This window comes from Rhodosalinus sp. FB01 (assembly GCF_041365715.1).
GTDB lineage: Bacteria > Pseudomonadota > Alphaproteobacteria > Rhodobacterales > Rhodobacteraceae > Rhodosalinus.
This window is the reverse complement of sequence record NZ_JBGFSH010000006.1, coordinates 1-16455: the sequence shown is the minus strand read 5'-3', so window position 1 is coordinate 16455 and position 16455 is coordinate 1. Positions and strand designations below refer to the sequence as shown.

At 69.0% G+C, this 16455-nt stretch carries 13 protein-coding genes and 1 riboswitch; of the genes, 4 read left to right on the top strand and 9 right to left on the bottom strand.

The genetic code is table 11. From position 1 onward, the window contains the following. Positions 1–132 precede the first annotated feature (132 nt). Positions 133–1749, top strand: coding sequence for a hypothetical protein (locus AB6A65_RS10445; protein WP_371038323.1), 1617 nt, complete (start codon positions 133–135; stop codon positions 1747–1749). A gap of 153 nt (positions 1750–1902) precedes the next feature. Here AB6A65_RS10445 and AB6A65_RS10440 read toward each other — a convergent pair whose 3' ends face one another. Beyond that, positions 1903–2619, bottom strand: coding sequence for a VPLPA-CTERM sorting domain-containing protein (locus AB6A65_RS10440; protein WP_371038322.1), 717 nt, complete (start codon positions 2617–2619; stop codon positions 1903–1905). A gap of 494 nt (positions 2620–3113) precedes the next feature. Here AB6A65_RS10440 and AB6A65_RS10435 point away from each other — a divergent pair, with 494 nt between their 5' ends. After that, positions 3114–3791, top strand: coding sequence for a VPLPA-CTERM sorting domain-containing protein (locus tag AB6A65_RS10435; protein ID WP_371038321.1), 678 nt, complete (start codon positions 3114–3116; stop codon positions 3789–3791). Between the two features lie 449 nt (positions 3792–4240). Here the strand turns inward: AB6A65_RS10435 and AB6A65_RS10430 are convergent, their stop codons facing one another. The 5 genes from AB6A65_RS10430 to AB6A65_RS10410 form a co-directional block, all read right to left on the bottom strand. Beyond that, positions 4241–4753: a hypothetical protein gene (locus AB6A65_RS10430; protein ID WP_371038320.1), complete on the bottom strand. Its 513-nt coding sequence runs from the start codon at positions 4751–4753 to the stop codon at positions 4241–4243. Beyond that, positions 4750–5415 carry a hypothetical protein gene (locus tag AB6A65_RS10425; RefSeq protein ID WP_371038319.1) on the bottom strand — a complete coding sequence of 222 codons (666 nt, stop codon included), beginning with the start codon at positions 5413–5415 and terminating at the stop codon, positions 4750–4752. Before AB6A65_RS10425 ends, AB6A65_RS10430 begins: the two co-directional genes overlap by 4 nt. Positions 5416–5556: 141 nt before the next feature. Beyond that, a riboswitch (SAM-I-IV-variant riboswitch) is annotated at positions 5557–5660 on the bottom strand. A gap of 71 nt (positions 5661–5731) precedes the next feature. After that, positions 5732–8437 (bottom strand): cation-transporting P-type ATPase, encoded by a 2706-nt coding sequence (locus tag AB6A65_RS10420; RefSeq protein WP_371038318.1) that lies wholly within the window; start codon positions 8435–8437, stop codon positions 5732–5734. A 39-nt stretch (positions 8438–8476) separates the two neighbouring features. Continuing rightward, on the bottom strand, positions 8477–10207 hold the full coding sequence (locus tag AB6A65_RS10415) for a cation:proton antiporter (RefSeq protein WP_371038317.1): 1731 nt from the start codon (positions 10205–10207) through the stop codon (positions 8477–8479). Continuing rightward, the gene (locus AB6A65_RS10410; RefSeq protein ID WP_371038316.1) at positions 10204–10443 is read right to left on the bottom strand and encodes a helix-turn-helix domain-containing protein; all 240 of its coding nucleotides are present in this window, start codon (positions 10441–10443) and stop codon (positions 10204–10206) included. The genes AB6A65_RS10415 and AB6A65_RS10410 overlap by 4 nt, the downstream gene beginning before the upstream one ends. Positions 10444–10581: 138 nt before the next feature. On the opposite strand from AB6A65_RS10410, the gene AB6A65_RS10405 reads away from it, so the two are divergent. Both AB6A65_RS10405 and AB6A65_RS10400 read left to right on the top strand, forming a co-directional pair. Continuing rightward, the gene (locus AB6A65_RS10405; RefSeq protein WP_371038315.1) at positions 10582–11442 is read left to right on the top strand and encodes a universal stress protein; all 861 of its coding nucleotides are present in this window, start codon (positions 10582–10584) and stop codon (positions 11440–11442) included. A 302-nt stretch (positions 11443–11744) separates the two neighbouring features. Then, positions 11745–12893 (top strand): glycosyltransferase, encoded by a 1149-nt coding sequence (locus AB6A65_RS10400; protein ID WP_371038314.1) that lies wholly within the window; start codon positions 11745–11747, stop codon positions 12891–12893. A gap of 559 nt (positions 12894–13452) precedes the next feature. On the opposite strand, the gene AB6A65_RS10395 is transcribed toward AB6A65_RS10400, so the two are convergent. The 3 genes from AB6A65_RS10395 to AB6A65_RS10385 all read right to left on the bottom strand — a co-directional run. Next, entirely contained in the window at positions 13453–14346 is an 894-nt protein-coding gene (locus tag AB6A65_RS10395; RefSeq protein ID WP_371038313.1) for a glycosyltransferase family 2 protein, read from the bottom strand. Further along, positions 14321–15151 carry a CpsD/CapB family tyrosine-protein kinase gene (locus AB6A65_RS10390; RefSeq protein WP_371038312.1) on the bottom strand — a complete coding sequence of 277 codons (831 nt, stop codon included), beginning with the start codon at positions 15149–15151 and terminating at the stop codon, positions 14321–14323. Before AB6A65_RS10390 ends, AB6A65_RS10395 begins: the two co-directional genes overlap by 26 nt. A 27-nt stretch (positions 15152–15178) precedes the next feature. Further along, positions 15179–16455, bottom strand: a 1277-nt coding sequence (locus AB6A65_RS10385) for a GumC family protein (protein WP_371038311.1), incomplete at its 5' end; no start/stop codon positions are given.

Genomic DNA, 16455 nt, shown 5'->3' with positions numbered 1-16455 from the left:
GGGCCCGCACCCGGCGCGCGCCCGGCGCGGCGGCGGGCACGGCCCGAAACGCACCTCCCGCACGAGCCGACGCGGCCCGGCGCGTCGGCGCGCCCCGCGAACCGCGCCCGGAACAAGGACCGAGACCGCGCCATGCCCCGTCTGTCCCGCCGAACCCTGGTGACGGCCCTCGCCCTCGCGCCGCTGAGCGCGCGGGCCGAGCTGCGCGGGCGCGGCCCGGGCCTCGTCGCGCGCGAGGGCCGGCTCGAGGTGCGCCGCGCCGCGCTCGAACGGCTGGAGCCGGGCGGCTGGCTGCTCGCCCGCGTCGCCTTCGACGAAAGACGCGCGGCGGTCGTCGATCCTGAGGCGCGCACACCCGCGCACCGGCGCCTCGCGGCGCTCTTCGCGTCGGGCGCCGCGGCGGGCAACCACGGCGACCTTTACGACAACCTGGACGGCGGGCACTCCCGCCTTCCGGCCGGCGACCACCCGCAGCTGACCGCGACGGTCTATGACGAGGCGGCGCAGGACGACGGTCTGGCGCGCGGCCTCGGGCTGCGCCTGCTCTTCGACGCGCCGCTTATCGGCAACTGCTCCATGGCGCTGGTCGGAACCACCTTCTGGCGCTCCCTGCCCCGCGCCGCGCTGACCCGGCCCGACGGCGCGCATCGTCTCTTCCGGGTCTACGCCTCGGGGGCGCTCCGGGTCTTTCCCGAACACAGGGATCACGACCCCGAGCACGGCGACCTCTTTCCCGCCAACACGCCCTACTGTCTCGTCTCGCAGGGCTCCTCCGGGTCGGACCGCCCGCATCTCGAGGCGCTCGCGATGATCCTCGCGGCGTTCCGCCCCGACCCGAAGGCGGCGCTGCAGCGCGCCGGGCTCGTCGCGCCCCCGCTGCAGATGGTCTACCGGCGCGCGCGGCTGGGCATCCTGCGCCGGGAGACCTACCTGACCGGCCGCGCCCATCCCACGGTCTTCGCTGCCGGGGACATCAACCTGTCCGGCATGGTGGCGCTCGCGAACGCCATCGCACCCGACGCCGTGCCCCCCATGGTCCGCCTCGAGGTGGCCGCCGAGACCGAGGCCCGCCCGGGCGTGGATGTCTTCGGCGAGGGGCTGGGCGAGCGGCTCTTCGACACGCCCTCGGCCATCGCGCGTGTCTGGCGCGCGCCGGTCTGGCGGCGCAGCATGATCGTCTCCGCCGCGAAGACCCGCGATCCGAACGGCCGGCCGCTGCGGTTCACCTGGTCGCTCCTGCGCGGCGATCCGGCGCGCACGCGGATCGAGCCGCTCGACGCCGCGGGCCGGCGCGCCCGGATCACGCTGGAGTGGCAGGATCCCCGCCCGGTGCCCGGGCGCGACGATGTCCTCTCGCCGCGGATCGACATCGGGGTCTTCGCCTCGAACGGCGTGCACGACAGCGCGCCGGGCTTCGTGTCGGTGCTGCTGCCCGCGCATGAGGCGCGCGTCTACGAACCCGCGCCCGACGGCGGCCAGAGGATCGCGCGGATCGTGCGGGCGGCCCCGGACGACGTCTACGCCGACCCGGCACTCTTTCCGGTCACCGACTGGACCGACGTCTACCGCTACGGCGCGGACGGCAGCCTGCTGGGATGGACCCGGTCGCGGGCCTCGGGCGACACCCGGTACGACGCCGCGGGGCGGCGGCGCGGCCCGGATGGCGCCTTGCGCGGCGTGCGCTATCCGGTGGACGCCTTGCCCGACGGCCGGCCCGTGCTGCGCGAGGTGCCCGTTATCAGGCCGTGAGGCGCTTGCAGGAGCGACGCGCGGCGTGGGGGATCCGGGCGCGCGTCGCGCAGCGCGATCCTGACCGACGATCCTCCGCCCGCGTGCCCCAAGAAAAAGCGCGCCGCGGCGAGGAGCCACGGCGCGCGATGTGCGTGTGGTAGCCGGCTTGGATCAGGCGCGGCGCCGGCGCCGCGCGACCCCCAGGGCCCCAATGCCCCCGAGCAGCAGCAAGGCCGAGGCCGGCAGCGGCACAGCGGCAACGCCGTCGATCGTGAACGCGTCGTCGGGCTTGTTCTCGCTGTTCTCGATCTTGACGAGCGCAGAGCTCACCGCCTCGCTGAAGCTAACCACGACCAGATACTCCGACCCGCTGGCTTCATTCGGGCCGATCTGTTTCGATGCCCCATTGGCAGTGATGGTGACGAAGATGTCGCTGATATCCGCTGCGTCACGGATGCCAAACACCAGCCGCGAGAAGACACCGCCAGTCGAGGCATCCCACTGGATACCCAGAGTATCGTTCGAGCTGAGCGACCACTCGCCGTTTTCGGGAACGAGATTGCCCTGATCGTTGATCCCCTCATCGTTTTCAAGCGCGATTTGCGTACAGCCCGTCGTGCTGTTGGCAGCACAGGTCGACCCCGACCCGGAGCCCCCGAGGGAGCTGAAGGTGCCGACATTCGTCGAGAGCGGGCCGTCGAGTTCGCCCTCCGACCCGCTAACGAAATTCGCGCCGTCGTGGATCGACTCGAAATCCTGCACGATGCCACCAGCGGTCACGTTCTGCCACTCGGTGAAGTCGAAGGTTTCGATCGTGATCGTCGTGGCATGCGCTGCGGATCCGAGGAGAACGGCGGCCACCGCACTCGTGATTCTGGAAAATCTCATGACTTACCCCCTAAATTGACGGCGAATCGCACGGTTCACCTCCGTTGTCTTTACCATAGGTACACCATCGACCCGGATCCCGGCAAGAAATGTGTCGGCATCAAGGCGGAAACAGTCTGTTCTCTGGGCACGCACCGGGCCCGGAACGGGTGCTGCCGGGACGGGTACGGCGCGGGGACGGGCGAAGGCCCCGCCGGCCGCGGGATCGCAAGTCGAACGCCTCCGCTGTCGCCACGAGGCCGCCGGTAGTCCCGGACCGCCCCTTCCGAACCGGAACACATCGCAGACCCGCACGGCCCGAAACGTCTCGACAGCCCCACCGGATCTGGCGCTACCGTTTCCGGATATTGTTGCAGCGCAGCCTCTTTAACCAAAATGTGGCGCAAAAGAGGCTTGTCGGAACACCATGCCTTCGGTAACCTCGAGGAACAGGCCATGCACGACCATCGCCGCGACAGCCGCGATGTCGTGACATCGAAGAGAAGGTAGACGGTATGAATTTGAAGATTGTCAAACGTGCACTCGCAGGCCTCGCGCTGATCCTCGTGCCGCTCCAGGCCAGCGCGCTGACGCTCAAGCTGATCGACAATCGGGACGGGCACTCTGTCATGATTGCCGCCGGCGCCGATGGGACTGCGCCCGATAACCTCGTGGACTATTACGGAGCGTTCGGTGGGTTCGCACTGGCAATCGCGTCGGGCGCGAACGCGGCATTTCCCCCGGTCGACGGGCTCTTCGCGAACCTGAACGCATTTTTCCTTTCCGAAAAGGTCACTTCCGCAGACATCACTCTCGAGGTGTCGCACATCTTCGACAACACCGCGTCCGGCGTGTCGGGTCCCTACCGGCTTACCCAGAACCTGAACACGCAGCGCGGCTCCGGCACCGTCGAGACGTTCTACGGGGCCACACTGTTCGAGAGAGCCACCCCACTCAACGAGATCGCGTCGAGAAACACCTCCGCAAGTTCGGACACGGGCGGCGTTTTCGACATGACGTCCTATTCGATCACGCATGTCATCACTCTCAAATCCACCGCCAGCGGGTGCGCTTTCTGCACTTTGCAGGGCTCCGCGGATCTTGTCGCCCCGGTGCCGGCGCCGGCCGCGGGGCTGATGCTGCTTGCCGGGCTGGGCGGGCTGGCCGTCATGCGGAGACGCAAGCGCGCCTGACCTCGGCGTCTCGACGCCCGACGACGGCGGCTTGGTGACAAGTCGCCGTTTTTCGTTGGGCATGAGCCCCGACATGCATAGGCAGTCCGAGCGGGTCCGATCGGCACGCGGCGGTGACCAAAGCCCCCGGAGACACCTGGCCGCCGCCGCGGCGCGCGGCGGGTGCGAAAATGGCTTCGTTTCGGGAAACGTCGTCGAAGCGGTCGCCCTGCGACTGGATCGTCGGTGCGCTTGCATGGCTTCGTTTCGGAAAACCGACGCGAGGCGCAAGGTGTCCGCCGCCCGTCGCCCGACCTTCCGAGGGTGCGCCGGGATCGGCTTCGTTTCGGAAAACCGCCCGTCATATGGCTTCGTTTCGGAAAACCGACGCGACGCGCCAGGTGTCCGCCGCCCGTCGCACGACCTTCCGAGGGCGCGCCGGGATCGGCTTCGTTTCGGAAAACCGCCCGTCATGCCGGAACGCCCGCCTGGCGCAGCCAGTCCACCCAGCCCCGGAACGCGCGCTTCCGCGCGCCCCTGGCCTCCCGCAGGTAGCGCCGGGCGAGTTCGCTCTCCGGCGCATGTTTCTCGCGGACGCGGGTCTCGACAAGCTGGCCGTCGATCCACGTTTCGGTCACCTTGCGACCGACGAGCACCATCGCGTCCTCGACGCCGGGCGCGTGACCGGGCCCGCCGGCCAACGCCGCGAGCCGGGCCTCCAGCCCGGCGACCCGCGCTTCCGCCCGCGCGAGCACCAGCGCGCGGGAGAGCCCCTCCTCCTCCCGGAAGGCCGCCGCGGCGGGCAGTTCCGTACGATCGAGGATCACCGTGAGCCATCTTTGCACCGCCTCGGGCGCGGGCGCCGCGGTCAGCCCGTGGCGCCGGGCGTTGCCCGATGCCCGTGCCTTGCCCGAAGCGGAGCGCGGCCCGGTACTCCGCTGCGCGTTCCGCCGGTTGGCGGCGACCTGGCGCGCGCTGGTCACGACACCTCCGCCACCGCCTCGATCGGGCGGGCGGCCTGAAGCGCGTCGAGATCCCGCTTCACCTCGCGGCGGCGCGGCTCGAGCTCGGCGATCTTGCGGTCATGGAAGCGCGTCGCGACCTCGCCGGCCTGCCAGAACTCGGCCATCAGCGCGACCATGTCCAGTCCGAGCGCCGCGATCTCGGCCTCCGCCGCGGCCACGGTCCCGGCGTCGCGCGACACCGCGCGCGCCGCGAGCTCGGTCGCCTCGCTCAGGGCGCCCGGCCGGTCGAACGGCGCTTCGTGGAAATCCTCCTCGGACTTGCCGGCCTCGATCCACGCGTCCCAGGCTTGGTCGAGATGCGCCTCGTGGCGGGCGTGGCAGGCCTCGACGACGGCCTCCGTGATCTTGTGCTCGACCTGGCGCGCAAGGACGCGGTCGCGCATCCGGCGGTGCTGCAGCAGGTCCCACTCGATCGCGATCAGGTTTTCCGCGATCACCGCCTCGTAGGGCGTGACGGGCGCCAGCGCGCGCAGAAGCCCCGCCTCGAAGGCGGGGAATGCGGCCGGCGACTGGCCGGGCAAGGGGTCCCGGCCCGGCAGCAATTCGAGGAAGGACGCAAGTCCGAAGCGCTGCGGATCGGGCGGCGTCAGGGCGGTTCCGGGGTCTGATGTCGTGGCCATCATGGCCTCCTTCTGGCTGGGCGACGCGGCGGCGCGCGCCGTCGTCGCGGTGGGTGCGCGGCCCCGATCGGCCGAGGGCGCCGCATGCGCGCGGCGGTCCCGACGGCACGGGGCCGGCAATCAATTGCACCAGGAGAAGGAAACGCCCCTCTTCGTTGCCGTGTCGGCCACATCGCCTTGCGGGCAGCCACCTTGCCGGGGTCGGCAGGTTGGCGGAGGCTCGCGCCCCACTCATGATGCACGCGCACATTACCTCATTCGCGAATCGTCGCGCAACCCCAATCCTCGCGCCCCGGTCTCACCCGGGGCGCGCGGGTCATCCCGCGGCCGGCGCCCGGAAGGCGAGCCGCATCTGCTTCTCGGTCTCGATCAGGGCGAAGAAGACCGCGCCGATCGCCACGATGATCACGCCGTCGGCCAGCGGCACCGGCGCGGTCCCCATGATCCGCTGCAACGGCGGCAGGTAGGTGATGGCGACTTGAAGGCCGGTCACGGTCAGAACGCTGATCCAGACGACCCGGGTGCCCAGCAGCGCCGTCAGGCGCAGCGAGGCGCCGTGGATGTTGCGGATGAAGAAGAGGTAGAAGATCTCGAGAACGACGAGCGTGTTCATCGCCATCGTCTGCGCCAGCTCGACCGGATACCCCCGGTCGGTCGCGTAGAGAAAGGCGCCGAAGACCGCGGCGAGAAAGAGCCCCGAGACCAGCACGAGTTGCCAGATCAGCCCGCCGGTCAGCAGCGGCTCTCCGCGCGGGCGCGGCGGGCGGCGCATGGTGCCGGGCTCGGACGGCTCGAAAGCCAGCGCGATGCCGAGGGTCACGGCCGTGACCAGGTTCACCCACAGGATCTGCACCGCCGTGATCGGAAGCGCGAGGCCCGCGAAGAGCGCCAGGATGATCGTCATCGCCTCGCCCGCGTTGGTGGGCAGGGTCCAGCTGATCACCTTCTTGATGTTGTCGTAGACCGTGCGCCCCTCGCGCACCGCTGCCGCGATGGACGCGAAATTGTCGTCGGCCAGCACCAGTTCGGCGGCCTCCTTCGCCGCCTCGCTGCCCTTGAGCCCCATCGCGATGCCGGCGTCGGCGCGCTTGAGCGCGGGCGCGTCGTTCACCCCGTCGCCGGTCATCGCCACGGTGAGCCCGCGCGCCTGCAGCGCGGTGACGAGGCGCAGCTTGTGCGCGGGAGAGGTGCGCGCGAAGATGTCGGTCTCCACCACCATGTCGGCGAGCGCGGCGTCGTCCATCGCCTCGAGATCGGCGCCGGTGAGCACGCGGTCGTGGTTCGTCAGACCGATCCTGGCCGCGATGGCGCGCGCCGGCGCCGCGTGATCGCCGGTGATCATCTTCACGCGGATGCCCACGGCGTGGCACTCGGCCACGGCCTCGATGGCCTCCGCGCGCGGCGGGTCGATCAACCCGATCAGCCCGATCAGCGTGAGGCGCCCCTCGAGATCGGCGCTTTCGAGGGTTTCCATCTCCCGCGGCGCCGGGCGCGCCGCAACGGCGATCACCCGCTGGCCTTCCGCGGCCAGCGCCTCGACCTCGTCGCTCCAGTGCCCGGCGTCGAGCGGCGCCACCCCGCCATCGGGCGCGCGCTGGTCGGCGCAGAGCGCGAGCACCGCCTCGGGCGCGCCCTTGACGTGGATGCAGGCCTCGCCGCCGCGGCCGTGATGCAGCGTCGCCATGTAGCGGTGCGCCGCGTCGAAGGGGATCGCGTCGGCGCGCCGCCACGCGCGCAGGGGCTCGGCCCCGTCGCCGGTGATCTTGCCCGCAAGCGCGATGAGCGCGCCCTCCATCGGGTCGCCCTCGACGTGCCAGCCATCCTCCGCGCCGCGCAGCCGCGCGTCGTTGCAACGCGCCGCCGCGCGGGCGATCTCGGTCAGCACCGCGTGCTCGTCGGGATGGGCGTCCGCCTCGCGCCAGCGCACCGCGCCCTCGGGGGCGTAGCCGCTGCCGCCCACCGAGTAGACCCGGCCCGCCGCCGCCAGCGTCGCCGCCATCATCTCGTTGCGGGTCAGCGTACCGGTCTTGTCCGAGCAGATCACCGAGACCGAGCCCAGCGTCTCGATCGCCGGCAGCCGGCGGACGATGGCGTTGCGCCGCGCCATCGCCTGCACGCCCACCGCCAGCGTGATGGTCAGCACCGCCGGCAGCCCCTCGGGGATCGCCGCGACCGAAAGGCCCACCACCGCCATGAAAAGCTCGGAAAACGGCAGGTGGTCCACGAAATAGCCGTAGCTCAGCAGCGCGCCGGCCACGATCAGGATGAAGAGCGTGAGCCAGCGCGCGAAGCGGTCCATCTGCGCCACGAGCGGGGTGGTCAGCGTCTCCACGCGGCCCAGCATGCCGCTGATCCGGCCGATCTGCGTGTCGGCCCCGGTGGCCACCACGACGCCGCGCCCCGCCCCGGCCGCCACGAGCGTGCCTGAAAAGAGCATCGGGCTCCGGTCGCCCAGCGACACCTCCGCCGCGACGGGCGCGGTGCCCTTGTCGACGGGCACCGACTCGCCCGTCAGCACCGCCTCCTCGGCCTTGAGCCCGCGCGCCGTGATCAGCCGCAGATCCGCGGGCACGCGGTCGCCCGCCTCGATCAGCACGATGTCGCCCGGCACGAGCCCGGCCGCGTCGAGGCTCGTGCGCCGCCCGTCGCGCAGCACCGTCGACTGCGGCGCCAGCATCCCCCGGATCGCGGCCATCGCCTGCTCGGCCCGGCCCTCCTGGATGTAGCCGATCACCGCGTTGACGAGCACCACGGCGAGGATCACGCCGGTGTCGATCCAGTGCTGCAGCGCGGCCGTCACCGCGGCGGAGGCGATGAGCACGTAGATCAGCACGTTGTGGAAGTGCCCCAGGAACCGCAGCACCGGGTTGGGCGCCGGCGGCTCGGGCAGGCGGTTCGGCCCGTGCTCGGACAGCCGGCGGGCGGCCTCCCCGGCGCCGAGCCCGTCGGGCCCCGTCGCGAACGCGTCGAGCAGGTCCGCGGCGGGGCGGGCGTGCGGGGCGGTCTCGCGGGTGTCGGTCATCGGCTGCGCCTCGCCTTTCCCGACGCCGCGCGTTTTCGCTCACGACGCCTGCTTCTCCTCCGTCCGGATCTCCGGGATCTCGGTACGTTCCTTTTCGGGCGCGCCGCACAGCAGGTCAACCGCTTGATCGGCCGCGTCCTGGAACGGCTCGAGCACGATGCCGGCGCCCGCGCCGAAAAGCGCCTCGGTGTCGCGGGGGTGATGCGAGGCGACGGCGATCCGGCCCGAAAACCCCGCCGCCCGCGTGAGCTGGATCAGCGTCGTGCGGGTGTCCTCGTGGCTCAGGCCGGTGGGGTGGATCGGCACGGTCGAGACGATCCAGTCGGCCTGCGAGAGCGGAAGCTCGGCCACGAACTCCGGGTCGGTCGCGTCGCCGAACTCGCTCGCGAGGCCCAGTTCGCGCCACCGCCGCACCGCGAGCGGGTTGAAATCCGCCCCGAGCACCGTGACGCCGCGCTTTTGCAGCCGCATCCCGATGGCGGTGCCGAACCGGCCCAGCCCGAAGACGATCACCTTGTAGCGGTCGCCGCGATGCGCGGCCGCGTCGGAGGGCTCGCGCGGGGTGCCGCGGCGCTCGAAGATCCCGAGCACCGGCTCGAAGAGCGCGTAGAGCCGGTGCGAGTAGGTGATCATGTAGGTGGAGGCCGCGATGGTGACGAGCCCGACCATGGTCACGAGGCCGAGCGCGTCCTCCTCGACATGGCCGATGGAGACCCCCATCGCCACGAAGATCAGCGAGAACTCGCTGATCTGCGCGACCGTCAGCCCGGCGAGGAAGCCGGTGCGCTTGCAGTAGCCCATCGCCCCCATGATCGCGAGCACGATGAGCGGGTTGCCGATCAGTACGAAGAGCGAGAAGACGATCGCGCCGGTGACATGCGTGCCCAGAAGCGACAGGTCGAGCGTCGCGCCGAGCGCGATGAAGAAGAAGAGCAGCAGGAAGTCGCGGAGCGGGGCGAGCCGCGCCGCGATGGTCTCGCGGTAGGGCGTGGAGGCGAGCGCCACGCCGGCCAGGAGCCCGCCCACCTCCTTGCCCAGCCCCACGAAATCCCCGATCGCCGCGAACATCGCCGCCATGGCGATGGCGAAGATCACCAGCAACTCCTGCGCGCGGGCGAGACGCTCGGTCAGCGGATCGGCGATGTAGCGCACGAAGAGCACGACGAGCGCGACCATCGCCACGCCCGAGACGAGCACCGACATCACCGTGCCGCCGCCGTGGCCGCCGCCCTCCGCCGCCGCGCCGATCCCGATGGCCGAGAGCACGATCATCGCCAGCACGACGACGATGTCCTGCACGATCAGAAAGCCGAGCGCGATCTGCCCGTGCAGGCTGTCGATCTCGCGCTTGTCGGAGAGCAGCTTGACGATGATGATCGTCGAGAAGAACGTCAGCGCCACCGCGACGTAGAGGCTGGTGACCGCGCCCAGCCCCAGCGCGAGCCCGATCAGGTAGCCGAAGACCGAGGTGAAGGCGACCTGCCCGAGCCCGGTCGTGAGCGACACCGCGCCGAGCGACCGGATGAGCTTCACGTCGAGCTTGATGCCGACGAGGAAAAGCAGAACGGCGATGCCGAGCTGCGACAGAAGATCGATCTGCGCGTCGGCGCGCACGACGTCGAGCGCCGAGGGCCCCGCGATCAGGCCGACGGCGATGAAGCTCACGATCAGCGGCTGGCGCAGCGCGATCCCGAAAAGCCCGATGGCCGCGGCCATCACCAGCAGAAGCGCGACCTCGGCGAAGGGCGAGTGGGTCAGCGCGTCGATCATGCGTCCCGCCCGCCCGGGGGCCCGGGCGAGGCGCCCGCCCTCGGCGCGTCCGGCGCGCGCGCCCGCGTGGCGTAGCTGGCCAGGAACGCCGCCAGGTCCGCGTCGGCGATCCGCCACCCCTTGCCGATCACGATCGCGCGCAGCTCGCCCTGCCGGATCCAGCCGCGCACCGTCGCCTCGCTGACCTTCAACCGGTCGGCCACTTCCTTGACCGTCTGATACGCGTCGCGGGCCATGGCATGGACCTTTGCCGTGTCGTTGCGTGACGGATAGCGTTCTTTGGTGCAATCGGGGTGATTTCGGTGAAATGATTTTCCGCAGGCACCGGTTGGGGTCAAGAACGTGACGACCCGTCGGCGAGAAGGGGGCATGCGATGAAGACGATCCTGCTGGCCACCGACTTTTCCGAGCGCTCGGACCGGGCGTTCCGGCGCGCGTCCCTGCTCGCCCGGCAGGTCGGCGCCACCCTCGTGGTCGTCCATGTCGTCGACGACGACCAGCCGCGGCGCATCCTCGACAGCGAACGCGAGGCGGCCGCCGGGCTGCTGGAGGATCTGCGCGCCACGGTGCGCCGCGTCGACGGGCTCGCCTGCGAAACCCGCCTGGTCCTGGCCGACCCCTTCGCCGGCATCGCGCAGGCGGCCGCGGAAAGCGCCGCGGACCTGCTCGTCATCGGCCCGCACCGGCGGCAGGCCCTGCGCGACGTCTTCGTCGGCACCACGGCCGAGCGCACGATCCGGTCGGTGACGACGCCCGTGCTGATGGTCAACGCCCCGCCCGTGGCGCCTTACGCCCACGTCATGCTCACCACCGACCTCTCCGACGGCGCCGCCGCGGCGGCCCGCGCCGCGGCGCGGCTCGGGATCGCGGGCGAGGCCCGGCGCTCGATCCTGCACGTCGTCGACGCGCCGGTGGGCCATCTCGTCCTCGGCGGCAACGTCGCGCCCGAGGGGCGCGCCGCCTACCGCGACGACGCGCGCAGCGAGGCCGCGCGCGAGCTTGCGGCCTTCGTCGAGGCGACGGGCCTCGGCACGCTCCGCCAGAGCCCGCGCCTGAGCGACGCCGCCCCGGCCGACGCGATCCTCGAGGCCGCGCGGGAGGAGGCGGCCGACCTCGTGGTGGTGGGCACCCACGGCCGCAGCGGCCTCGCGAAGCTCTTCCTGGGCAGCGTGGCCGAAGCGGTGCTGCGCAAGGCCGACCGCGACGTTCTCGCCGTCCCGCCCGCCGCCGCCTGAGCGGGCGGCGGATCGCAACTCGCTACGATCGCTGTCCGAGGGTCTTCCTCTCCAACATCGCGCCCGCAGACACTGTCATCCTATGGTTCTTTCCGCGAATCACTGGACCGTGAGAACGACAGGTTCTTCCCGAATCGGTAAGGCGATACTCTAGTCGCAGCGACAGCCACCGGACTAGGCGGGTGATGGAAAGTTTGTTCCGGTTTCCTGTGCGATCAGACCGAACGCTCACGCTGAGTCCAAGATTTTTCGGCAATTTAACGCGTTTAACACGTCGCCCTGTTGTACTATGAACTTGTCTCATGATGGGACCTATCATTCGCACACTGGTGCCGATGGCGTGTGACGGCAACGGCCCGAGCTTTACCTGCGTAAATCTTTTACGTGGAATGAAGTCGGCTGGGCTTGACACACATCTATACGTAACACGAAACCGGCTTTCTATAGGTGACTTGCCCCACGCAAACGCAGTTCCAAGCTTTCTTTCGTGGGTCCCGTATACCTTCGTCGAAGCGCCCGCATCCCGGCGTATCGAAAATTGGTTTCTTTCCGACATCAAGCCGGGCGAACTTGCATATCTTTGGCCGGCGGCATCTTTGGACGCGCACCGACAAGTGTATAAGCAGGGAAACCCAATCATTATGGAGGCCATTAACACGAGAATGTTAAGGGCAAAAGAAATTCTCGATCAGGCGTACGAGGATTTTGGATCCGCACCACAACACTCTATCACCCGCAAGAGAATTGAAGAAGAGGAAATAAAACTCGAATATGCGTCAGCAATATTTACATCAAATCGTGAAGTTGAAAAAGCCCTCCAAGGAAGCCATGCTCAGAATAAAATTCTGTCGTCCAGCTATGGTATAAACCTGCGGAACGCATCACCGCAGAGAAATTACGAGGAAAAGAAGTCATTAAAATATATGTTTTGCGGCTTTGCATGTGTGCGCAAGGGTGTACATTTTTTGCTTGAAGCCTGGAAAAAAATGCCTGAAAATCATCAATTGATCTTGGTGGGTGATATTGAGCCAATTATTAGGGATAAATACTCAGATCTACTGAGTAGCGAGCACGTCAAATGCGTTGGATTTGTCAAAAATGTTCATCCTTGGCTTGCCGATGCAGATGTTTTTGTGTTTCCGTCTCTTGAGGAAGGAGGTCCGCAAGTGACATTTGAGGCTGCCATGCATGGGCTCCCGATCATTGCTTCGCCCATGGGCGCGAGCCGCCTCGGTGAAATTGAAGGCACTATGGAAATCGTAAATCCAACGCACGTCGAGGCCATGTTGGAAAAGATGCTCAGCTTAAGTTGTGCAGAAAAACGAGCAAAACTGGGTCGGAAAGCGCGCGAAGAGGTCGAGCAGTTCGACTGGATGAAGATTGGAGCGCGACGAACTACATTGCTAGCTGACTTTTTTCATTTTGAAACGCCTTTGAATTTCGAGCGGTAGAAGGGGGGCGACGGTATTCTCGTACCGCCTCTCTGCGAGCCGCTGTGAAGTATGCTTCAACGTTGATCGCGATTGGGATGCCGAAAGAGCGCGGACTCGGCCACATGCTGCGAGGCCGGACGGCTGCTGCAAGCGCCACGGCATCAGGTCTTCGTTGCCGCTTTGGGAAAAAACTGTCGAGGAGTACGCGGAGGGTGTCGACGAGGCAATCGATGGGTCTCACGCTGGACATCCTTGAGGTGGCGACGCGCGAGGCGAGCACGATCAACTCCTCGCGCACGGGCCCCTCTTTGGCAGCGAAGAGGGCATTCTTCTTTAACAACGTGATCTTTCGGATCTGGTTTCCGACCGGGTTGGTCTCGAGGTCGAGGGGGCCGTCATCCCAAAAACTAGTCCGACCAGGTTATTTCGCGACGGTGTAGCGAATGCAGGCGCCAAACGCGCGCTGCCTTGACTATTCTGCGAGCAACCCCGGGCCAAAGACGCGATCTCCCGCGGCACCATCGTGAGCGCCGGAGCGGCTGGGGTCACGCGCGTCTTGCTCGCGTCGCGAAAGGGGTTAGACCAGCCGACGCCCGAGCGCCTGGCGCAGCATCCACCCCATGCGCAGGAAGCGCAGCCGCGCCAGCGTGAGCGCCGCGAGCCAGCGCTCTCCCGGGGAGCGCAGGTCGCGGTGCGACAGCACGCGCGGCAGATGCGCCAGGATGCTCGCCGGCATCAGGAGCGCCTTCACCACCCACCGGCGGCGCGGCCGGCCCTCCGCCCGCTCGAGCGCGTGCGCCTCCTCGGTCAGGCGGCGCCACTTGGTCCTGAGCGCGGGCCAGTCCGGGCGAGACGGGTGCCCGACCCGCAGCCCGTCGTCGTAGACCAGGCGATAGCCCTTCGCCACCGCGCGCTTCGTCCATTCCGCGTCTTCCGAGAGGCCGTTGACGAAGGGCCCGACATCCTCGAAGACCGCGCGCTTCGTCACGAGGTTGCCGGCCCCGGAAAACCCCTTCTTCTCGATGTAGGTCCTGAAATCGAACGCGAAGACCGCCTCGAAGGCCTGCGCGCCGGTGCGCGGCGGCGGGGTCTCGTCGAAGACCGAGACGCGCCCGCCCACGAGGTCGGCACGGGATGCGGCCCGGCGCACCGCGGCCAGCCAGTCGCGGGCCGGCACGCAGTCGGCGTCGATGAAGGCGAGGATCTCGCCGCGTGCGGCGCTCACGCCGCGGTTGCGCGCGGGCGCGGCGCCCTTTTCCGTCTCGGTGAGAAAGCGCACCGCGGGAAACCTCTCCCGCACCGCGTCGATCGGCACGGTGGAGCCGTTGTCGACCACGATGATCTCGACGCCGCCCGTGTCGTTCTCCATCAGCTCGCAGAGGCAGAGCCCGAGCCGTTCGGGGTCGTTGTAATGCGGGATGACGACCGAGACCTCGGGGACGGGCTCAGTAGTAGCCTTGCTCGTATCCATAGGCCCCGTCCGTGTAGCGGCTCTTGTTGAGCACGATGCCCATCACGTTGGTGAGTTCGGCCACCTGCCGCTCCGCCACGTCGATGAGATCGAGGCCCGTCTTCTCCGCGCCCGCCAGGATGAGCGCGCAATCGACGTTGCGCAGGAACCCGAAACTGTCATCCGTCGCCATCATCGGCGGCAGGTCGAAGAGCACGATGTCGGGGCTGAGCGCCGCGTCGATCTCGTCGAGCACCTCGGCCGTCCGGCGGCTCTGCAGCACTTCGGCGGGGTTGCGCACGGCGGCGCCGTTGAGCCCGAAGGCGAGGTTCTCCTCGTAGCGGCACCCGTGCTCCTCGAAACGCACCCGCCCCTCCAGCACGTCGGCCATGGTGTGCACGACGCGCTGGCCCAGCATGCGGCCGAGCGCCCGCCGGCGCAGGTCGAGATCGAGCACCAGCACGCGCATGTCCCGCCGCCGCGCGAGGCTGAAGGCGAGGTTCGCCGCCGTCGTCGTCTTGCCGCTGTGGCTGTCGGGCGAGGTGATGGCGATGCGCCGCCAGCCATGTTCCTTCGCGCGCTGCAGAAGCTTGGTCCGGAGCATGTCGTAGGGCCCCGCCTCGGGCCCGCCGTCGAAGGTGACGACGCGGTTCCTGCGCAGCACGCGCCGGTCGAAGCTGATCCGCGCGAGCGCGTCCCAGGCGGTGTCGTCCCGCGGCGGGGGCGGCGCCGCCGCCGCGCTCGCCGCGGCGGGGGGCCGCGGTGCCGGATCGCCTGCGTCGCGCTCCCTGCGTGCCTTCTCGATCGCCGCCTGTAGCCGTTCCATTCAACCCACTCCCGAATTCACCGCCTCTCAGAGGCGGATACCGACCTTGTTCATCGCGCGATCGGCGATCACGTCGAGCGGCAGATAATAGGTGTGCACCGCGTAGACCGCCGCGGGCACCCCCACGAGGATGATCAGCAGCATCGCGACCTTCACCGAGCGCTGCAGGATCACCTGCCGGCGCGTGCGGATGAAGGGGATGGTGCCGATCGGCGCGATGTTGAACCGCTTCACGAGATCCTCCGGCCGCCGCGCCGAACGGTTGAGCGCCTCGATGAGGAAGACGAGCAGCCCGCCCGCGAAAAGCCCGAACACTCCCCCGCCCGCGGCGATGAGCATCCGGTTGGGCTTGGTGGGCTCGCTCGGCACCGCCGGCGGCTCGATCACCGAGATCTTCTGCCCCCGCGAGCGCGTCTCGATGAGCTGGCCGGTCCGCGCGCGCGACAAACGATCCTGCGCGATCGCGAGTTGCTGCTGCACCGCCTGGTACTCGCGCGTCATCTCCTCGAGCCGGATCGAGACCGTCGGCGTGCGCTCGATGCTCTCCTCGAGCGCGGCGAGCTGCGCCGCGGTGGCGGCCTTCTGTTCCTCGAGGATCGCGACCCGGCTGTCGATCTCGCTCAGCTGGATCTCGAGCACCGCCGGACGCGCCGCGGCCGCGGCGCTCTCCTCGGTCTCCTCCTCGGTCTCCTGCGCGGCCGCGCGCGCCGCGATCTGCTCCTCGAGCCGGGCGATCCGGGTGCGCAGGAGCTGCACCCGCGGCGCGCTCTCGGAATAGACGGCGAGCGCGGCGTCGAGCTCCTGCTCGAGCTCGTCGAGGCGCTGCTCCTCCCGGCTCGGCGGGCGGCCGGCGGCCGCCTCGACGCGGCCCGTAGTCTCGAAAAGCGTGATGAGCCGGTCGCGCTGGTCGGTGAGCGCCGCGATGTCGCGCTCGATCTGGGAGAGACGCTCCTGCAGCGTGGACTGCTGCGACAGGCGGTAGTCGAGCGTCTCCGGCAGCGCGCCCGAGTTCGCGTTCTTGAACTCCAGGATCTCGGCGCTCTTCTGATCGGCCTCGCGCGAGAGGTCGGCGACCTGCTGCTCGAAGAAATCCAGCGTCTCGCCGGCGCTGCCCCGCCGGAAGGTCGCATCCTCGCGCTGGATGAGGGTGAGGTATTCTCCCAGAACCGCCGCCGCCGTGCGCGCCTCTGGCGCCTCGAAGCCGATCGTCATCAGCGTGGCCGCGTTGCGCCCGGAGGAGACGTTCAGGCTGGTGCGCGCCCGCATCGCCTCGACGATCTGGTCGGGGCTCATCTCGTCTAGAT

Coding starts and splice junctions, on each gene's coding strand:
- AB6A65_RS10410 (WP_371038316.1), bottom strand. CDS start 10,443: ATGGCCCGCGACGCGTATCAGACGGTCAAGGAAGTGGCCGACCGGTTG.
- AB6A65_RS10420 (WP_371038318.1), bottom strand. CDS start 8,437: ATGACCGACACCCGCGAGACCGCCCCGCACGCCCGCCCCGCCGCGGAC.
- AB6A65_RS10425 (WP_371038319.1), bottom strand. CDS start 5,415: ATGGCCACGACATCAGACCCCGGAACCGCCCTGACGCCGCCCGATCCG.
- AB6A65_RS10435 (WP_371038321.1), top strand. CDS start 3,114: ATGAATTTGAAGATTGTCAAACGTGCACTCGCAGGCCTCGCGCTGATC.
- AB6A65_RS10405 (WP_371038315.1), top strand. CDS start 10,582: ATGAAGACGATCCTGCTGGCCACCGACTTTTCCGAGCGCTCGGACCGG.
- AB6A65_RS10400 (WP_371038314.1), top strand. CDS start 11,745: ATGATGGGACCTATCATTCGCACACTGGTGCCGATGGCGTGTGACGGC.
- AB6A65_RS10390 (WP_371038312.1), bottom strand. CDS start 15,151: ATGGAACGGCTACAGGCGGCGATCGAGAAGGCACGCAGGGAGCGCGAC.
- AB6A65_RS10445 (WP_371038323.1), top strand. CDS start 133: ATGCCCCGTCTGTCCCGCCGAACCCTGGTGACGGCCCTCGCCCTCGCG.
- AB6A65_RS10415 (WP_371038317.1), bottom strand. CDS start 10,207: ATGATCGACGCGCTGACCCACTCGCCCTTCGCCGAGGTCGCGCTTCTG.
- AB6A65_RS10440 (WP_371038322.1), bottom strand. CDS start 2,619: ATGAGATTTTCCAGAATCACGAGTGCGGTGGCCGCCGTTCTCCTCGGA.
- AB6A65_RS10395 (WP_371038313.1), bottom strand. CDS start 14,346: ATGGATACGAGCAAGGCTACTACTGAGCCCGTCCCCGAGGTCTCGGTC.